This window comes from Atlantibacter sp. RC6, assembly GCF_014193285.1.
Taxonomy (GTDB): Bacteria; Pseudomonadota; Gammaproteobacteria; order Enterobacterales; family Enterobacteriaceae; genus Atlantibacter.
Genome location: NZ_JACHZE010000006.1, coordinates 259,525 through 275,675, shown reverse-complemented (window position 1 = coordinate 275,675; position 16,151 = coordinate 259,525). Strand labels below are relative to the sequence as shown.

The 16,151-nt window shown below is 51.4% G+C and carries 22 protein-coding genes; 21 read left to right on the top strand and 1 reads right to left on the bottom strand.

Going from position 1 to position 16,151, the window contains the following annotated elements; genetic code table 11:
• Window positions 1–39 precede the first annotated feature (39 nt).
• Window positions 40–1,569 (top strand): recombinase family protein, encoded by a 1,530-nt coding sequence (locus FHW74_RS15415; protein ID WP_183171264.1) that lies wholly within the window; start codon window positions 40–42, stop codon window positions 1,567–1,569.
• A 103-nt stretch (window positions 1,570–1,672) separates the two neighbouring features.
• Here FHW74_RS15415 and FHW74_RS15410 read toward each other — a convergent pair whose 3' ends face one another.
• The gene (locus tag FHW74_RS15410; RefSeq protein WP_183171263.1) at window positions 1,673–1,852 is read right to left on the bottom strand and encodes a general stress protein; all 180 of its coding nucleotides are present in this window, start codon (window positions 1,850–1,852) and stop codon (window positions 1,673–1,675) included.
• A gap of 278 nt (window positions 1,853–2,130) precedes the next feature.
• Here FHW74_RS15410 and FHW74_RS15405 point away from each other — a divergent pair, with 278 nt between their 5' ends.
• From FHW74_RS15405 to FHW74_RS15310, 20 genes are all read left to right on the top strand, one after another.
• Entirely contained in the window at window positions 2,131–2,355 is a 225-nt protein-coding gene (locus tag FHW74_RS15405; RefSeq protein ID WP_183171262.1) for a DinI-like family protein, read from the top strand.
• Complete coding sequence (locus FHW74_RS15400; RefSeq protein ID WP_221192358.1) at window positions 2,356–2,646, top strand: hypothetical protein; 291 nt, start codon at window positions 2,356–2,358, stop codon at window positions 2,644–2,646. It begins immediately after the preceding gene.
• Between the two features lie 37 nt (window positions 2,647–2,683).
• The gene (locus FHW74_RS15395; protein WP_183171261.1) at window positions 2,684–3,286 is read left to right on the top strand and encodes a DUF1367 family protein; all 603 of its coding nucleotides are present in this window, start codon (window positions 2,684–2,686) and stop codon (window positions 3,284–3,286) included.
• A gap of 2 nt (window positions 3,287–3,288) precedes the next feature.
• Window positions 3,289–3,903, top strand: coding sequence for a recombination protein NinG (locus FHW74_RS15390; RefSeq protein ID WP_183171260.1), 615 nt, complete (start codon window positions 3,289–3,291; stop codon window positions 3,901–3,903).
• Between the two features lie 88 nt (window positions 3,904–3,991).
• Complete coding sequence (locus FHW74_RS15385; protein WP_183171259.1) at window positions 3,992–4,132, top strand: YlcG family protein; 141 nt, start codon at window positions 3,992–3,994, stop codon at window positions 4,130–4,132.
• Window positions 4,129–4,926, top strand: coding sequence for an antitermination protein (locus FHW74_RS15380; protein WP_183171258.1), 798 nt, complete (start codon window positions 4,129–4,131; stop codon window positions 4,924–4,926). Before FHW74_RS15385 ends, FHW74_RS15380 begins: the two co-directional genes overlap by 4 nt.
• Window positions 4,927–5,969: 1,043 nt before the next feature.
• The gene (locus FHW74_RS15375; protein ID WP_125292274.1) at window positions 5,970–6,347 is read left to right on the top strand and encodes a phage holin family protein; all 378 of its coding nucleotides are present in this window, start codon (window positions 5,970–5,972) and stop codon (window positions 6,345–6,347) included.
• Window positions 6,337–6,621: a phage holin family protein gene (locus tag FHW74_RS15370; RefSeq protein ID WP_183171257.1), complete on the top strand. Its 285-nt coding sequence runs from the start codon at window positions 6,337–6,339 to the stop codon at window positions 6,619–6,621. Before FHW74_RS15375 ends, FHW74_RS15370 begins: the two co-directional genes overlap by 11 nt.
• Complete coding sequence (locus tag FHW74_RS15365) at window positions 6,618–7,244, top strand: glycoside hydrolase family 19 protein (RefSeq protein WP_183171256.1); 627 nt, start codon at window positions 6,618–6,620, stop codon at window positions 7,242–7,244. Before FHW74_RS15370 ends, FHW74_RS15365 begins: the two co-directional genes overlap by 4 nt.
• Window positions 7,241–7,591 (top strand): hypothetical protein, encoded by a 351-nt coding sequence (locus FHW74_RS15360; RefSeq protein ID WP_183171255.1) that lies wholly within the window; start codon window positions 7,241–7,243, stop codon window positions 7,589–7,591. Before FHW74_RS15365 ends, FHW74_RS15360 begins: the two co-directional genes overlap by 4 nt.
• A gap of 973 nt (window positions 7,592–8,564) precedes the next feature.
• Complete coding sequence (locus tag FHW74_RS15355; RefSeq protein WP_183171254.1) at window positions 8,565–8,708, top strand: hypothetical protein; 144 nt, start codon at window positions 8,565–8,567, stop codon at window positions 8,706–8,708.
• Window positions 8,709–8,823: 115 nt separating this feature from the next.
• Entirely contained in the window at window positions 8,824–9,075 is a 252-nt protein-coding gene (locus tag FHW74_RS15350) for a hypothetical protein (protein WP_183171253.1), read from the top strand.
• 201 nt (window positions 9,076–9,276) lie between these two features.
• Entirely contained in the window at window positions 9,277–9,537 is a 261-nt protein-coding gene (locus FHW74_RS15345; protein ID WP_183171252.1) for a hypothetical protein, read from the top strand.
• A 120-nt stretch (window positions 9,538–9,657) separates the two neighbouring features.
• Complete coding sequence (locus FHW74_RS15340) at window positions 9,658–10,296, top strand: putative metallopeptidase (protein WP_183171251.1); 639 nt, start codon at window positions 9,658–9,660, stop codon at window positions 10,294–10,296.
• Between the two features lie 30 nt (window positions 10,297–10,326).
• Entirely contained in the window at window positions 10,327–10,806 is a 480-nt protein-coding gene (locus FHW74_RS15335; RefSeq protein ID WP_183171250.1) for a DUF2280 domain-containing protein, read from the top strand.
• The gene (locus FHW74_RS15330; RefSeq protein WP_183171249.1) at window positions 10,793–12,277 is read left to right on the top strand and encodes a DNA-packaging protein; all 1,485 of its coding nucleotides are present in this window, start codon (window positions 10,793–10,795) and stop codon (window positions 12,275–12,277) included. The genes FHW74_RS15335 and FHW74_RS15330 overlap by 14 nt, the downstream gene beginning before the upstream one ends.
• A gap of 86 nt (window positions 12,278–12,363) precedes the next feature.
• Complete coding sequence (locus FHW74_RS15325) at window positions 12,364–12,537, top strand: GnsA/GnsB family addiction module toxin (protein ID WP_125293516.1); 174 nt, start codon at window positions 12,364–12,366, stop codon at window positions 12,535–12,537.
• A 68-nt stretch (window positions 12,538–12,605) separates the two neighbouring features.
• On the top strand, window positions 12,606–13,955 hold the full coding sequence (locus FHW74_RS15320) for an anti-CBASS protein Acb1 family protein (protein ID WP_183171248.1): 1,350 nt from the start codon (window positions 12,606–12,608) through the stop codon (window positions 13,953–13,955).
• Window positions 13,909–14,862, top strand: coding sequence for a phage minor head protein (locus tag FHW74_RS15315; protein ID WP_125293514.1), 954 nt, complete (start codon window positions 13,909–13,911; stop codon window positions 14,860–14,862). The genes FHW74_RS15320 and FHW74_RS15315 overlap by 47 nt, the downstream gene beginning before the upstream one ends.
• 15 nt (window positions 14,863–14,877) lie before the next feature.
• Window positions 14,878–16,143 carry a hypothetical protein gene (locus FHW74_RS15310; RefSeq protein WP_125293513.1) on the top strand — a complete coding sequence of 422 codons (1,266 nt, stop codon included), beginning with the start codon at window positions 14,878–14,880 and terminating at the stop codon, window positions 16,141–16,143.
• The last annotated feature ends 8 nt before the right edge of the window (window positions 16,144–16,151 follow it).

Genomic DNA, 16,151 nt, shown 5'->3' with positions numbered 1-16,151 from the left:
GGTCTAAATACAGCGTTCACAACAATACGTGAGGTATGTATGAAAAAGGCCATTGCTTACATGCGTTTCTCGTCAGCGGTTCAGGAAAAAGGTGATTCTTTAAGACGGCAGAGGAAGTTAATTGACGACTGGCTCAGCCAGAATCAGGAATTTACGCTGGACACCACCACATATGAAGACCTGGGGTTAAGCGCATTCAAAGGTAAACACGCACAATCCGGTGCGTTTGGCGAGTTTATCGATGCTATTGATAATGGGCTTATCATGCCTGGCACAGTTCTTCTGGTCGAAAGTCTGGACAGGCTCTCCCGGGAAAAGATTGGTGAAGCCACGGAACGGCTCAAATACATTCTAAAGTCCGGTATCGATGTCATAACGCTTAGCGACAGCACTCATTATTCTGAAGAGTCACTTGATGATCCCTATGCTCTGATTAAAGCAATACTCATTTCGCAACGGGCAAATGAGGAAAGCGAAATCAAGTCCAGCAGGGTTAAGCTTTCCTGGCAAAAGAAGCGGGAGGATGCTGAACTAACCGGGAAGATAATGACCAGGGCCTGTCCCAGATGGTTAAAAGTCAGTGCCGATTATTCCCAGTTCGAAGTTATTGAATCCAGGGTTAAGGTTATTAAGAAAATTTTCGCGCTGCGCAAAGCAAATAAATCCCTGACGGCTATCGCGAAATATCTCAACGATAAATCTGTTGAAAACTTATCTGGTAGACGTGGTGAGTGGTGTCCTTCTGTTATAGAAAAACTACTTGGCAATAAAGCACTGATTGGTATCTGCATGCCCACGCACAGAGGTCGCGCTAAGGGTGTTAAAGAGATACCGGGCTACTATCCAAAAGTGCTTTCTGATGAGGAGTTCTATTCAGTACAGGAGGTGAGATTGTCGCCATTCGGCTTCACTTCTCACAGTGATAACCCTTACCTTATTAATTTGCTGAGAACAGTGATGAAGTGCAGACATTGTGGGAACACCATGGTCATCACCTCCGTCAGCGAAACGATAAAAGGTTACTATGTTTGTCCCATGCGAAGGCTACACCGATGTACCACTCCGGCTGTGAGAAGGGAGTTGGTCGACGCCATTATAATTGATGAAATACTCGTTAATCTTGACCGGCTGCAGATAGAAACTAATCAGATGAGTTATCTGAGTACTCTTGAAAAGAGCTGCATTGACTTACAGCTACAGATAAATCAACTGGTACAGGCTCTGGCTATTGCACCAGATGTTAAAATCTTGGCCGATAAGATCCGCATCTTAGACTGCCAGTTGAGGAAAAACGAGACTGCAATTAAGGTTCTTCGTAATAAAGCCAGGCTGGATAAAGGCTGTGACATTAAGAACCTCGATTTGACTCTGAAGGAGGACAGGGAATTGTGTCGGCGACTTGCCTTCAAAGCTTTCAGGGAAATAAATATTGATACCCTAACGCAGCAATGCGACATCTACTTTTCAAATGGTCTGATTTTTAGAAACTTTCCGACTGGCAAAAAAAATCACATAGAGAATGTTATATCGGCTTTAAAGTATATAGATAAAAATACTGTATATTTTTAACGCTCCAGATTATATAAGTTATGTATTCAAGTGGTTCATATAGCTTAAATTAAAGTCTGAAACCCTCCCCAAAAATACAGGGAGGGTGGAAACAAACCTGAAATTATTCCGGCTTGCTTTCGCTGCGATGGCTGTTTCTTCCTCCTTTTTTACCCGCTTCAGATGCGCGTTGCGGGTCATTTTTGAAGTTGCCGCCGCTTACCTGGCCTCCTTTACGACCCGCTTCCGATGCTCTTTCCCGATTTTCCGCGAAGTTTCCAGAACCACCACGCCGCTGGGTCATAATCACCTCACCGTAAAATTTCTATGGACAGGACAGAAATTGCATACCTGTTTTGATATGCAATTAATGAATTATAGAAGCGAACCCACGAAGGGCCTTTGATGCTAAAGCATTATATATGTCCTCAGAATTCCTGTTATTCGCGGGCTTTTTAATCAACGAGTTACAGTCATTTAACTTTTCAAACCTGTGTCGCAATTTGTGCGCTTATCAAGTTGATCATTCTCCCGTATGGGTGTACTGTTTATTTATACAGTATTTTTATGAGAGGGATGATCATGAAGGTTGAAGTAACTATCGAACGTACAAAAAAACTGCCTGATGGCGCGATCCCGGCGCTGGAAAACGAGCTTTTAAAACGATTAAACAAACGCTTCGAAGAGTGCAAGCTCACCGTTCGCCGGGCACCTAATGACGGGCTCAGTGTTATCGGAGGCGATAAAGACGAGGTCGCTAATATTCTGCAGGAAACCTGGGAAAGTGCTGACGAGTGGTTCTACTGATTGAACGTTGAACTATATCCTGAAGCTGAACAGGGGGAAGCTGTGAGAAAATGTGTTTTAAAATCATCTGAGCCTGACTGGTATGACGTTGTCAGAAGGGCGGATGGCGCGGTGCTATGTAGTTTTCCGGGAGGTGATCGTTTTCTTGTTTATAAAAGTGGGGGGCTTATTTCCATGCGACCTTTACTTGATGAGGAAATTATTTTCACGCCAACCGCGGTTGTGCAATTTCTCACTGATCTCGGCTACCGCATCCAAAGACCATCTGATAATATGATCTCATCGGTCTGAACTGCCGGTAAACCTGCTGCGCCACGGAGTGAACACCATGGCGCACGAACTACAACTTATCAAACATTCATCAAATATCCTGATCCCCGCTTCGCCGGAGACCAGCGATATTCTGCAAAAAAAATTCAAGCTTGGCTCTCTCCTGGTGGCCGAGTTCCGCCAGGTACGCAACCCCGCCTTTCACCGTAAATTCTTCGCGTTACTTAATCTTGGCTTCGATTACTGGGAACCGACTGGCGGCGCGATATCTTCCAACGAACGCAAACTGGTTAATGGTTACGCCAGATACCTGGCCACATTCGGTGGGAACGAAAGCGCGCTGATGGATGCCGCTGAGCAATATCTCGAACAGGTGGCCAGCCGTCGCATTACCAACGGCATCAGCCTCTGCAAATCTTTCGATGCGTATCGTGCCTGGGTAACTATCGAGGCCGGGCATTTCGACACTATCCAGCTGCCCGACGGCACCCTCCGCAAACACCCCCGCAGCATTTCTTTCGCCAGCATGGACGAGACAGAGTTCCAGCAGCTCTACCGTGCCGCGCTGGATGTGCTCTGGCGCTGGATCCTGTCCCGCGTGTTTCGCGATCAGCGTGAGGCCGAGAACGCCGCCGCGCAGCTGATGAATTTTGCGGGGTGAGCATGGCTAAAAAACCTCGTCGAAAATGCAAAACCTGCGGGGAATGGTTTCACCCGCAATACCCAAACATCTGGTGGTGCAGCCCTGAGCACGGCGCTATCTACGCGCTGGAGCTGCGCGCCAGGCAGAAAGTGAAGGATACGGCAGCTGAAATCAAAGAGAAGTACCGGGAGGAAAAGGCCGACCGCCAGCGCCGCGCTGAACGCCGTAAAGAGTTGAAGCCGATCCGTCACTGGGTACAGGTAACCCAGCGCGCGGTCAATGACTGGCGTCGTGAAATGCTTCTGGCCTCCGGGCATGGATGCATCTCCTGCGGCACGAAAAAAGCGTTCGCCTGGCACGCCGGGCACGCCGGGCACTACCGAACAACAGCCGCCGCCCCACAACTCCGGTTCAATCCCGACAATATCTGGCTTCAGTGCCACGCCTGTAATGTTCACAAATCAGGGAATATCGAAGCCTACCGCGCCGCGCTGGTTGAACTGATCGGCGAGGAGCGTGTGTTGGCACTCGAAAGCAACAACATAACCCACCGATACACCCGCGAAGAACTGGACGGTATCCGCGCCGATGCCAGGGCAAATCTTCGTGCACTGAAACAGGAAAATCCCGCATGACTACAGACAACATCTATCAAATTGGCTGGGCGGTCCTGCTGGCGCTCGGGTACGTACGGGACTGGTTCACAACGAGAGAGGGAAAACGGTGAACAGAGAAAATTACAAAACAGACGTTATCCGCCTCCGCTGGCAGCGCCTGAGAATTTACCGCTTTCGCGGATCGGTTGTGACGGATTACCGCATATTGAGAAATTACATTAAAACAGCAATGAGGATTGCCGGATGAAGCTGAAATCATTACCGAAGTACTTTGCGCCGAAATCAATGGTTCCCGGCACCGTTTCATGTGGGACTGGCGGCGACACACTTTCAATAACCGATGTAATGGCAGCGCTGGGCCTGGCGAATTCAAAAGCATCTGTCGGTATCGAGCTGTATCTGGCTAAAGCCGGGGTGCTGGCACCGGATAACATCATTGCGTTCTTAACCCGATTGGCAGAACGGCGCGCCAGCCGTAACCAGTCACTTCAGAAAATGACTGCAGCAGATCGAGAAAACTTCCTGCGAATTCTGGCCAGCTTCGTGTTCCGCGACTATTCACTGAGCGCGGCAAGCCTGGTGACATGCCAGAGCTGTGCTGGGGAGGGCTTTATTGACGCAGAAGTCTTTACCAACAAGGTTACCTGGCCTGACGGCAAACCGCCGAAGTGGGTCAGGACCACAAAAGGGATCTCACCTTCCGACTGGGAAGTGTGGAAACCGGTACGCGAACAGGTGCGGGTGATTTGCCAGCCCTGTAACGGGAAAGGAAAGGTGAAGAACGAATGCCGTTGCCGTGGACGTGGCGAAGTGCTCGATAAAAAGAAATCACAGCTACAGGGGGTGCCGGTTTACAAACAGTGCCCCAGATGCAAAGGGCGTGGCTTCCCCCGACTTAAAGATACGGAGGTATTTAAGGCGCTCGGAGTAACAGAAACCACCTGGCGGCGAAACTATAAATTGTTGTTCGATCGACTCGTTGAGCAGTGTCACATTGAGGAATCGCTCGCACAAAGTGTTTTAAGCAGGGTGACGCATTAAATTAGCATATTGCAAACGTGGCGGAATTTGGCTAATCTCGTCTCAACGATGGGATATTACGCCCGTGACGTTAACCAGATTAAGAACCTCGCTGCGGCGGGGTTTTTTACTTTATGGACTCGACTCCCTACGCTAATAAGACAAAGTGCGGGGAGTGACGCGGAACACATATTGCCGGTTTGTGATCATGTCTGCAGAGTGGCTAAATATGAACTATCAGAGTTGAAATCATCGAAGCGGGCACTACGATTAAAGAGCATTCTTTGACAGTCATTAAAATAAAAAAATGATGGCGAATCCCCCTGAGCGGAGGGGCATTACTGGATAATCTGTAATTGATTAAGCATGCGAAACGATGCATCCAGTCAGCGTTTCACCGGGAGGCACCTGGCGCCGTCGAGAGATGTTCTACCTGATATGACCTGTTCGTCCGAGCAGGTCTTTTTTTATGTGCTGATGGCGCAGAAATATCAGAGAGGGGTTTTTCTGCAGTGCATCCAGGGCTTTGATCCACGCGAGCGTTTATGACTATCAGCTCGGTTGCTTTTCGAGCAGCATAATTTCGTAAAATTTGATAAAAATTTTTTATTTAGGTAATTCTTATTAATTGATAAGTTTTTATAGATAAAAACTATCTATTCATGGGGTAAGTGCTAGGCTCAGGTACCTATCCTTTATCAGGCATTCCAATGCGAACTTCCCGTACCTTCTATCCAATCCCGATGCTTATCAAGCACATCCAGCCATCCGGATTGGAAAAACTTTATCCAGTACTGGTCTCTGACGTAACAGACTCTGAGGGTACCCGGTATGCAAGGTACATGAATGGAGCCGAAGTACGTATGTCAGAGTTACGCTTTATCCAGCTTGAGTTTGCCCAGGCGGATCTTCCCAACCTTGCGGCAACGCCTCTTCCGGAAGAAGTTATTAAGCGCGATATGCTGCATTAGCGTCCCGGAACTAATCTGAATTCAGGCCCACCTCGGTGGGCCTTTTTTATTTCCCCTCATTCCTGAGAGGACTCACACACTAGAGGGGGCGTAATGTCCGAACCTTTTTCCGGTACTGCAGCCGCCGGTAGCGCGCTGACCGGCGCGAGCATTTATGGACTGCTTACCGGCACGGATTACGGCGTGGTGTTCGGCGCTTTTGCCGGGGCTGTTTTCTACGTGGCCACCGCTGCCGACCTGACGATTTTTCGCCGTTCCGCTTATTTCGTCGTGTCGTATTTTGCTGGTGTCTATGGATCCGGGCTGGTGGGTTCGTGGCTGGCGAGCATAACCGGCTATGCCGATAAACCGCTGGATGCTTTAGGCGCGGTGATTTTGTCTGCCGTCGCCATCAAGACCCTGACATTTTTCAGTGAACAGGACCCGCTAAAGCTGCTGGCACGCTGGAGAGGGGGAACCAATGGTAACTAACGATCCGCTGGTGCTGACCAACGTAGCGGCCTGTGCCGCCATCGTTCTGCGCCTGATGATGTTCCGCAAGCCCGGCGGGCGACATAACCCGTGGGCGTCATGGCTGGCCTACCTGATTATTATCGCGTATGCATCGGTGCCGTTCCGGTACCTCTTCGACTCCTACCTGCATACCCACTGGGCAACCGTGACAATCAACCTGATTATCTGCGCCGCCGTGTTCCGAGCCCGGGGCAACGTCGCGCGTATCTTCCATGTACTGAGGCCGGAATGAAACAATCACAATTTCAGCAGGCGGCTGGTATAAGCGCCGGATTAGCTGCGCGCTGGTTTCCGCACATCGATGCGGCGATGAAAGAATTCGGCATCACTGCACCGACTGATCAGGCGATGTTTATCGCCCAGACCGGACACGAGTCCGTGAGTTTCTCCCGGCTGGTGGAGAGCATGAACTACAGCGTGGCAGGCCTCGCCGATTTCGTCCGTGCCGGGCGACTTACTCAGGACCAGGCAAACGCGCTGGGCCGTCGCTCGCATGAAAAGGTGTTACCGCTGGAGCGCCAGCGCGCCATCGCCAATCTGGTATACAGCAAACGCCTGGGCAACAAAGCAGCTGGTGATGGCTGGAAATATCGCGGCCGCGGCCTGATTCAGATCACCGGCCAGTCAAATTACACAAAATGCGGTACCGCGCTGAAACTCGACCTGGTCACCAGCCCTGAGCTGCTGGAGCAGGAGCGTAACGCTGCGCGTTCGGCAGCATGGTTCTATGCCACACGCGGCTGCCTGCTTTACTCTGGCGATCTGACCCGCGTCACGCAGATTATCAATGGTGGTCAGAACGGCATTGATGACCGGCGTCAGCGTTACAACCGGGCGCGGAGTGCGCTGGTATGAAATGGCGATATGCTTTGCTGGCGCTGGTGGTCGCTATCTCCACCACTGCGCTTATTGCCTGGCGTTCTGGATGGAATGCGCACGCCGATCACATTAACGCGCTGGCAGCGGACAAGAAAGATAAGGCCGAGAAAGCCATTCAGCCCGTTGAAGAGAAAGCCGCGGTGGCCAGTGCCGAAGCGAAGGTGATTTACCGGACCATAAACCGCGACGTGGTGAAATATGTTCAGTCTCCGGATCGTACCAGGTGTGATTTTGATGATGAGTCTGTGCGGCTGCGCCAGCGTGCGATCGACGCTGCCAACGCCATCAGCGGATTTGATGCAGGAACCGTGCAGGGCAAGTAATGCTGGGACAAACAGCGATGAGGATTTGCAGGCAGACATCGAGACCGCCGGGTGCCTGCGCCAGCTGCGGATCAACACATATCGCTGGCAGGCCTGGTATAACGCTGTGAAGTAGGGTAACGGAGCTATGATGAAAAAGACCCTCAGGAACAGGAAATCCGTCTGTTCCTGAGAGATGCAAAATGCATTCAAACGTTACAGCGCCCACTATATTGATTCTTGTGGGAAACGAAACGGGAATAAGAATAAATTTTGAAGAGGTGGGTTTGAAAGTTGCAGGCTTATATTTGCCCTCAAACCAGCACCTCTGATGCAAAAAAATGCCCTCATCAAGAGGGCGAGAGGGATTGTCTGGCGTGTGCATTCCGCACTTTTTATTTTTCAATAAATAAAAGGGTCAAACAGTACTTCCTCCCCTGGTGCGGCAGGAAGGCTGAGTATGGACGGATTAATCATGTTAACAAGCGTAAGCGGTAATTTTTGACGAAATATCACGCTTGAGCGATGTTTAAGTATGCGGATTTACTCAGGTCAAAAAAAAGCCCTCGGGTAGGAGGGCGAGTCGGAGTAGAGCTGACAGTACTTCGTACTCTTATTCTTTTCTCAATGGCAAGGATCTTACGTTGGTTCTTCAACTCCTGTCGTGGCAGGAAACCTGATTATGGTTGTTAACTTTTAGTTAACAAGCGTAAGCAGGTTGATTGGGAAAAATCCTAGTTTAATGAAATGGTTTCGAAAAAAAACCCTCAGACGGAAGGAAATCCAGATTCTTCAGAGGGTATGCAAATGCATTTCGTTACCTTTTAAACTTAACAACGCGCCGCTGCACTGATATGAGATATCTCCCATAAGCGAAGCCGTAATAAATTTATAACTTATTTTATATCTGCTTAAAGATGATTATCTCCCTTCCTGCAGATAAGGCTCACCGATTGTCTACACTTAAGACTTCCTAACCAGAAAGGAGGTTTGTATGACCGATCGCCCAGTCGAAGGGGACCATCCTGATTACAGTCCTGTTCCTGATAACGTCAAAAACGACCAGCCAGGGCAAACCGGTAGAGACCAGAAAGACGATACTGGCTCAGCACCTGAATCTGGTGATAAACAGCCATAACTAAAACTAACCGCCTACGGGCGGTTTTTATTGCCATCACGCTGGACATTACAGCAGGCATTCACTGAGTCCCTGTTATAATGACGTTAAAGGATATCTACAAACGAGAAGCTTTATGCGTGACGTTATGCTCTTCGGAGAGGGCTGGAACGGTGAAGTAAGAAAAGTGGCAGATGGGGCGCATCGTTATTACTACACCCCCGAAGAAAACGATCAACGCCATCGCGAAGCCGTTTTCTCAATTTTAGAGTATCGATCTTTCAGTGGTAAAAATTACTGGATTGGATTTCCGGTTATCGAGCCGTCTCTTTCAGATATTGAGTGGGCCATTATGAAGTATCAGCCTGCGCCCGTTTCGAAGTTTTAGCATTGAGCCAAATTAGCCTCGCAGACGCGGGGCTTTTTTATGCGTAACAGGCTTGCTTACGTGAAGTTTTTTTCGATTTCATTATTTGGATCTCTTTCGTGGCAGGCCTGTGTAAGTAGAAGGGTGATACTTTGTAAATTAATAGCGCACTAACGATTATGCATAATACTTTTTCTGTCAATTACAAAAGGAGAGCAGACGATGATTGATGGAAAAGAAGAAACGCTTATCTCAGGAAGAAAATGCTATTCAGTGACAGGCAAAGATAAAGCGTTAAGAATGTTCGTAGATAATCTCCGCACCAGCAATAAGTTTGAAGATTCTGATATGCGCGTGATAGGTGGGATTGATGCAAATGGCCGAATGAAAATCATTTTAGCCGGACACTTTGTGGATGAGGTTTCGTTTCAGGATTTTAAAAAGAAATTTATTAATCCTTATAAGCTCAAACAAGAAAATTAACGTTTTTTAAATTATTATCAGGATTCATTTTTACTACGCACTACTCATAAATAAGCCCCTGGCATCCGCTGGTGGCTTTTTTATGCGCTTCGTACGCGCACCTGAAAGCAAGGTAATTTTATGGCTGACATCATGACCCAAAGGCCATACCCACCGCCCCAGTTTATCGATAACCCGGACTTCAAGCCCTACATACGATTAATCCCGGCTGAAGGCGTTCACGAGTGGATACATACCGGGATACTGAGTGAAGAAGGCACCCTGCATAACCCTGACCATTTCCACTTACTGGAAGCTGACATCGTATTCATGTGGGCGTCGAATGCATTCGCGAAGAAGGGGCGCGCAGTACTGGGCCAGTGCGAAGAGGTAATGATGCGCGCTGGTGGCTGGCAAAAAGCCCGAATGGAACAGCAGATGTACGAATGGTTCGGGCACATCCCGGATTTTATTATCACCCTGGCCGCTGATTACTGCGCCCAATGTTCCGATCTGGAGTTCTGCGCGCTGGTCGAGCATGAGCTTTACCACATCGCACAGGAAACCGATGAATTCGGCGCGCCGAAATTCTACCGGGACAGTGGGTTACCCAAACTGAAACTGCGCGGCCACGATGTGGAAGAGTTTGTTGGCGTCGTTCGCCGCTATGGTGCCAGTCACGATGTGCAACAGCTGGTGGACGCAGCAAACAGGCCTGCGGAAGTGGCTCACCTTGATATCGCCAGAGCGTGCGGAACGTGCATGCTGAAGCTGGCATAATTTTGGATTGATTTGGAAGAGTGGTGATTTATGGCTGCGCTAAAACCTGACGTGAAAGCCTTCATCGTTCAGGCTCTTGCGTGCTTTGATACCCCGTCTATTGTCGTGGAGTCCGTCCAGAAAGAATTCAATATCAGGATCACCCCGCAGCAGGTTGAAAGCCACGATCCCACAAAGGTGAGCGGCAGGGGGCTTGCTAAAAAATGGGTTGAGCTTTTCAGTGCCACTCGAGAACGGTTTCAAACCGAAATCTCCGACATCCCGATCGCGAATAAAGCCTACCGGCTGCGCATGCTTGATCGCATGGTGACAAACACCGAGCGCATGAAAAACTTCGCGCTCACAGCTGAGTTGATTGAGCAGGCTGCAAAAGAGTGTGGTGATGCTTACTCCAACAAACATAAATTCGAACATTCCGGGCCAAACGGTGGCGCTATCCAGACGATCACCATGAGCAAAGAGGAATACAAATCCGCAAGGCAGGAGATGATGGAGGATGACGACTGCTGAGCAAAAGGCATTTGCCCGTAAGGTCGAATGTGAAGAGGATGGACTGTATTACGCGCGTTATTTCTTCAAACAGCGCACCGGCGGCAAGATGATTGTCGCACAGCATCACAAAGTTATTCAGCAGACGCTGAACCGCGTTATAGATGGTGAGATTACGCGCCTGATTATTAACGTTCCGCCTGGCTACACAAAAACAGAACTGGCAACCATTAACATGATGGGCCGGGGACTGGCGTTGAACCGGCGCGCCCGGTTTATGCACCTGTCGTACTCCCACCAGCTGGCGCTACTAAACTCATCGACTGCACGCGGCATGGTCAAATCGCAGGCCTATCAGTCAATGTGGCCGATGGCGTTGCGCGATGATGCCGACAGCAAGGCGATGTGGTGGAACGAATACGGCGGCGGGGTTTACGCGTCGTCAGCTGCCGGGCAGGTTACTGGCTTTCGTGCCGGACACATGGAGCTGGGCTGGCAGGGCGCGCTGATTATCGATGACCCGGTAAAACCAGATGATGCCTACAGCGAAACAGTACGCGATGGCGTGAACAACCGCTTTAACGAAACCATCAAATCACGTCTGGCTGTAGAAACGACGCCGATGATAGTGATCATGCAGCGCATCCACTATCACGACCTGAGCGGGTACCTGCTGCGCGGCGGTAGTGGTGAGATGTGGCACCACCTGAATCTGCCGGTGATTATCGACAACAGCCAGGCGTATTCAGCGCAGTATCCGGAAAACACTCACGCTATCCCGATTAAACATGGCCTGCCTGATGGCTGGCTCTGGCCGTTCAAACATAACGAAAGCCATCGCGTTTCTCTGTTCTCCCACCGGCGCACCGCTGAAGCGCAGTACATGCAGAAGCCCCGCAAATTTAACGCGGAGGGCGCACTGTGGACTGAGACAATGGTTAGCGCCGCGCGCGACCTGCAGATCCGCTTTGATAAGGTTCGTACGGTTATCGCAATTGACCCGCAGGCCACTAACAGCGATGAAAGCGACGAAACCGGGATCGTGGCCGCCAGCGCATACGGTGCTGGCGATAAAAAACAGTTCTCTGTGGATGGCGATTATAGCGCCAAATACTCACCGGCGGGCTGGGCTAAAAAGGCTATGTGGGCTTATGAAGAGCATGGTGCTGATGCGATCGTTATTGAAACGAACCAGGGCGGCGATATGGCGGAGGAAACACTGCGTAACGCCGGGTTCAAAGGCCGCATTATTAGGGTGCATGCCAACAAAGGGAAATTTGCCCGCGCCGAACCGATATCCGCGCTCTACGAACAGGGGCGCGTAGCTCATCACGGCAATCTCTATCTGCTTGAAAACCAGTTGATGGAATACGTGCCGGCCACCGCCAAAAAGTCACCCGACCGACTGGACGCGGCAGTGTACGCACTTACCGAGCTCGGCGGCGCGCAGCCGATGGGCATGATGATTCCCAAACGTCTGCAAGGACGATAACCATAATTTATAATTAGTTATGTGCAGATGTAGCATTCGTAAGACGATTATCTTACTGAAGCTTAGATAAATCTTAAGAGGTTATGATGAACATCGAAGATCAAAAGCAAAAGGCCGAAGCGGATATAGCTGCTCTCATTTCTAAGAAAATTGCTGAATTGCGTAAAAAGTCAGGGAAGGAGGTTTCTGAGATTGAATTCATTCCCAATGAAACTATGGCTGGTCTTGAAGGTTATGAAGTGAAAATTAAGCTTATCTAAATCAGACTATGAAAAAGGTCGCCTCGGCGGCCTTTTTTATTGCCCTAAATCCATCAAACGGACCCTGCATGAATAAAAATCTCCAACTGGCCGTCAACCACGCGTTGACCGATGCCAGGCTTGCGCGTGCCCGTATGATGGCCGCCAACCCAGCCATGGGACTGGATTCGAAGCGTAGCTCGGCATGGTGCGAGTACGGATTCAAGGACGACATTATCTTCGATGACCTCTACAGCCTGTACCGGCGCAGCGGTATTGCCCATGGCGCGGTCAAAAAGCTGATCGGTGCATGCTGGCAAAGCAACCCGGAAATTATTGAAGGTGATGAGCAGGACGAGACCCGCAAGGAAACGGCGTGGGAACGTAAGGCTAAGTCTGTGTTAACGCATCGCTTCTGGCGCTCTTTTGCCGAGGCCGATTTACGGCGGCTGGTGGGGCGTTACTCCGGCATTCTGCTGCATATACGGGACGGTAAAGACTGGAACCTGCCTGTAACCAGAGGGCGGGGACTGGAGAAAATCACCGTAGCCTGGGCGGGGACATTAAAGGTTAAGGACTGGGATACAGGTCTTAACTCCCGCACCTACGGCCAGCCGAAAATGTGGCAGTACATCGAGCAACTTGCGAGCGGCGCCATCCGGCGCGTGGACGTTCATCCGGATCGCGTTTTTATCCTGGGTGATTATTCCCCTGATGCTATTGGTTTTCTGGAGCCTGCCTATAACGCATTCGTAAGCCTTGAGAAGGTGGAAGGCGGCTCCGGTGAGTCATTCCTGAAAAACGCCGCCCGCCAGCTGAGCATCAACTTTGACGAAAAAATAGACTTCACCAATCTGGCATCGCTATATGACGTGAGCGTTTCAGAACTACAGGAGAAGTTCAATGAAGTCGCTGTGGAGATTAACCGGGGCAACGATGCGCTGCTGACGACCCAGGGCGCAGCTGTCACGCCGCTGGTAACCACGGTAGCCGATCCCGGCCCGACCTATAACGTCAACCTTCAGACAGCCGCCGCCGCGCTGGATATCCCGACCAAAATCCTCGTTGGTATGCAGACGGGCGAGCGTGCCAGTACAGAAGACCAGCGTTACTTCAACGCGCGCTGCCAGTCTCGCCGGGGTGATTTGTCATTCGATATTGAAGACCTGTGCGACAAGCTGGTGGAGCTGGGCATTCTCGACGCGGTAAGGCAGAAAGCGGTTATCTGGGATGACCTGAACGCCAGCACCGACGCTGAGAAGCTGGCGGCAGCCAAAACGATGGCGGAAATTAACAGCGCCTCGATAGCCACTGGCGAACAGCCATTCACCGGCGAAGAAATCCGTGTCGCTGCCGGGTATGAGGGCTCACCTGCACCGCTGGGGGAAGACGATGAAGAAGAGGAAGACGAAACCTCCGATTCTGCCGGGAAACCTTAACGATCCCACCGGTGCAGACCGCCTCGAGCGTGGTGCGATTAACGAGTTCGGCAAACGGATTAGGCGCATCGCAAAAGCTTACCAGGACATTCTTGACCGCATTCCTGCATCACCTGCTGTAAACCTCCGCTACACGTTCGACCTGGACACCTCACTGTTATCAATGCTTCTCAGCAACGCCTCGGTGATTGTTGATGAAATCCTTTTTGGTGGCAGCGAGACCGATTTCTGGTTCTGGCGGGATTACGTCAGGCAGGGATATCAGCGTGGCACGGCTCAGGAATTTGCCAGCCTGTCACAGCAGTCACCGGTCTATGCCGCCGGGCGTGAAAGTCTCCAGCAGTTGTTGCTGAGTGATCCGTACCAACGCCGTCTGCTGCTGGTGAGAACCAGGGTATTTGAGGAGATGAAAAACCTCAGTGCGCGGATGAAATCGGATATGGCGCGCATTCTGACCGATGGCATGGGGCGGGGGCAAAACCCGCGGGAAATTGCGAAACGTCTCACCAGCCAGACCGGGATTGAACTCAGCCGGGCTAAGCGTATTGCTCGCACGGAAATACCGACGGCGCTGCGCCGGGCCCGGTGGGATGAAACGGATGATGCCGAAGCGCAGTACGGCATTACAACCCGTCTTTTGCACCTGTCAGCGTTTAGTCCGACAACGCGGCGTAAGCATGCGCTTCGCCACGGGCATCTCTACACCACCGAAGAAGTTCGGGACTGGTACAGCGTCGACGGCAACGCGATTAACTGTAAGTGCACGCAGGTTGCTGTGCTTGTTAATGCCAGCGGTCAGCCGCTTAACCCCAATGTTGTTGATATGGCGAAGAAGCGCCTGGAGAAAGCGCAGAAAGCCGGACTCACAGCCAATCACTGCGACTGCGGCCACCACAGAGCCGCGTAACCGCGAGACACCACCATGACCATGCAAGTAAACGTCACCACCCGCGTGAACAGTCAGTCTATTCGCCGGGAAGTTCACAACGGGCGCGATCATCTGATCCTGCCCAGTTATACGCTGCCGGCCAATGTCGTCATGAACGGCGGTCTCTATTCTGCCAGCGAAATCGATGAGCACTATGAGGGCCTCGAGGGAACGCTGGCACCGCTCGGTCATCCGCAGGTAAACGGCCAGTTTGTGTCGGCCTTCTCGCCTGAAGGGCTGAATGTCGGGTTCGTCGGCGCGTGGAACCGCAACGTTAAAAAAGCCGGGAATCGTATCTACCTGGAGAAATGGGTGGATGTGAACAAGGCCAGCGAATCTGAAGGTGGCCGGGAACTCCTCGAGCGCGTGGCAGCCATTGAGCGCGGCGAGGACGTGCCGCCAATTCACACAAGTGTGGCGGTGTTTCTTGACCAGCTCGAACCCAATGAAGAACAGAAGGCGCTGGGTGCTGACTGGGTGGCAAAAATCCACGGCATGGATCACGACGCCATTCTGCTGCATGAAGTCGGCGCTGCCACACCCGAGCAGGGCGTTGGCCTGATGGTGAATGCTGATCTCGCCACACCGCTAAAAGCCAACTCCGGCGCGCTGGTGGGCGAATCTTTCCGGGAGCGTGAACAACGCCTCGACCGGGCAGCAAAAGCAAAGTTCGCTCCAGGCGAGAACGAATATGCCTGGGTGGCTGACTTCACCGAGTCGCAGGTGGTGATTATCCGCAATGGCGGCAGCGCGCAGGTTTACGGCTACACCTCTGACGGCGGAAAAATCACTTTTGACGACACCGGAACGCCGGTTGCCCGCCAGGAGTCGTGGGTCACCGTCGTGGCTAACAAAGTTAAATCCCTTTTCACACCGCAGGATAAGCCTGCAACCAACCATCAAACGGAGGGCGACATGCCTTTAACCAAAGAAGAACTGGAACAAATCGGCAGCATGATCGGCCAGGCCGTTGCGACCAACACGGAGGCGGCTATTAAGCCTCTCGCGGAAAAGGTTGATGCACTGCAGGCCAACCAGCAGCAGCTCGCTGAGACCCTGACCGCTAACTCCCGTGCCCAAGAAGCAACGAAGCGCGCGGCGGTTGCGAAAGTTCACGGCGAGATCGTTGCGAACGCGCTGTCTGGTGACGCACTGGATGCGATGTTCAAAAACCTGGGCGAAGCCGCACCGCTGGGTACTAACTCCGCACAGGCGCAAACCGAAACCGGCGCACCTGATCCGGCCACTTACTTTAAATAAGGGAAACG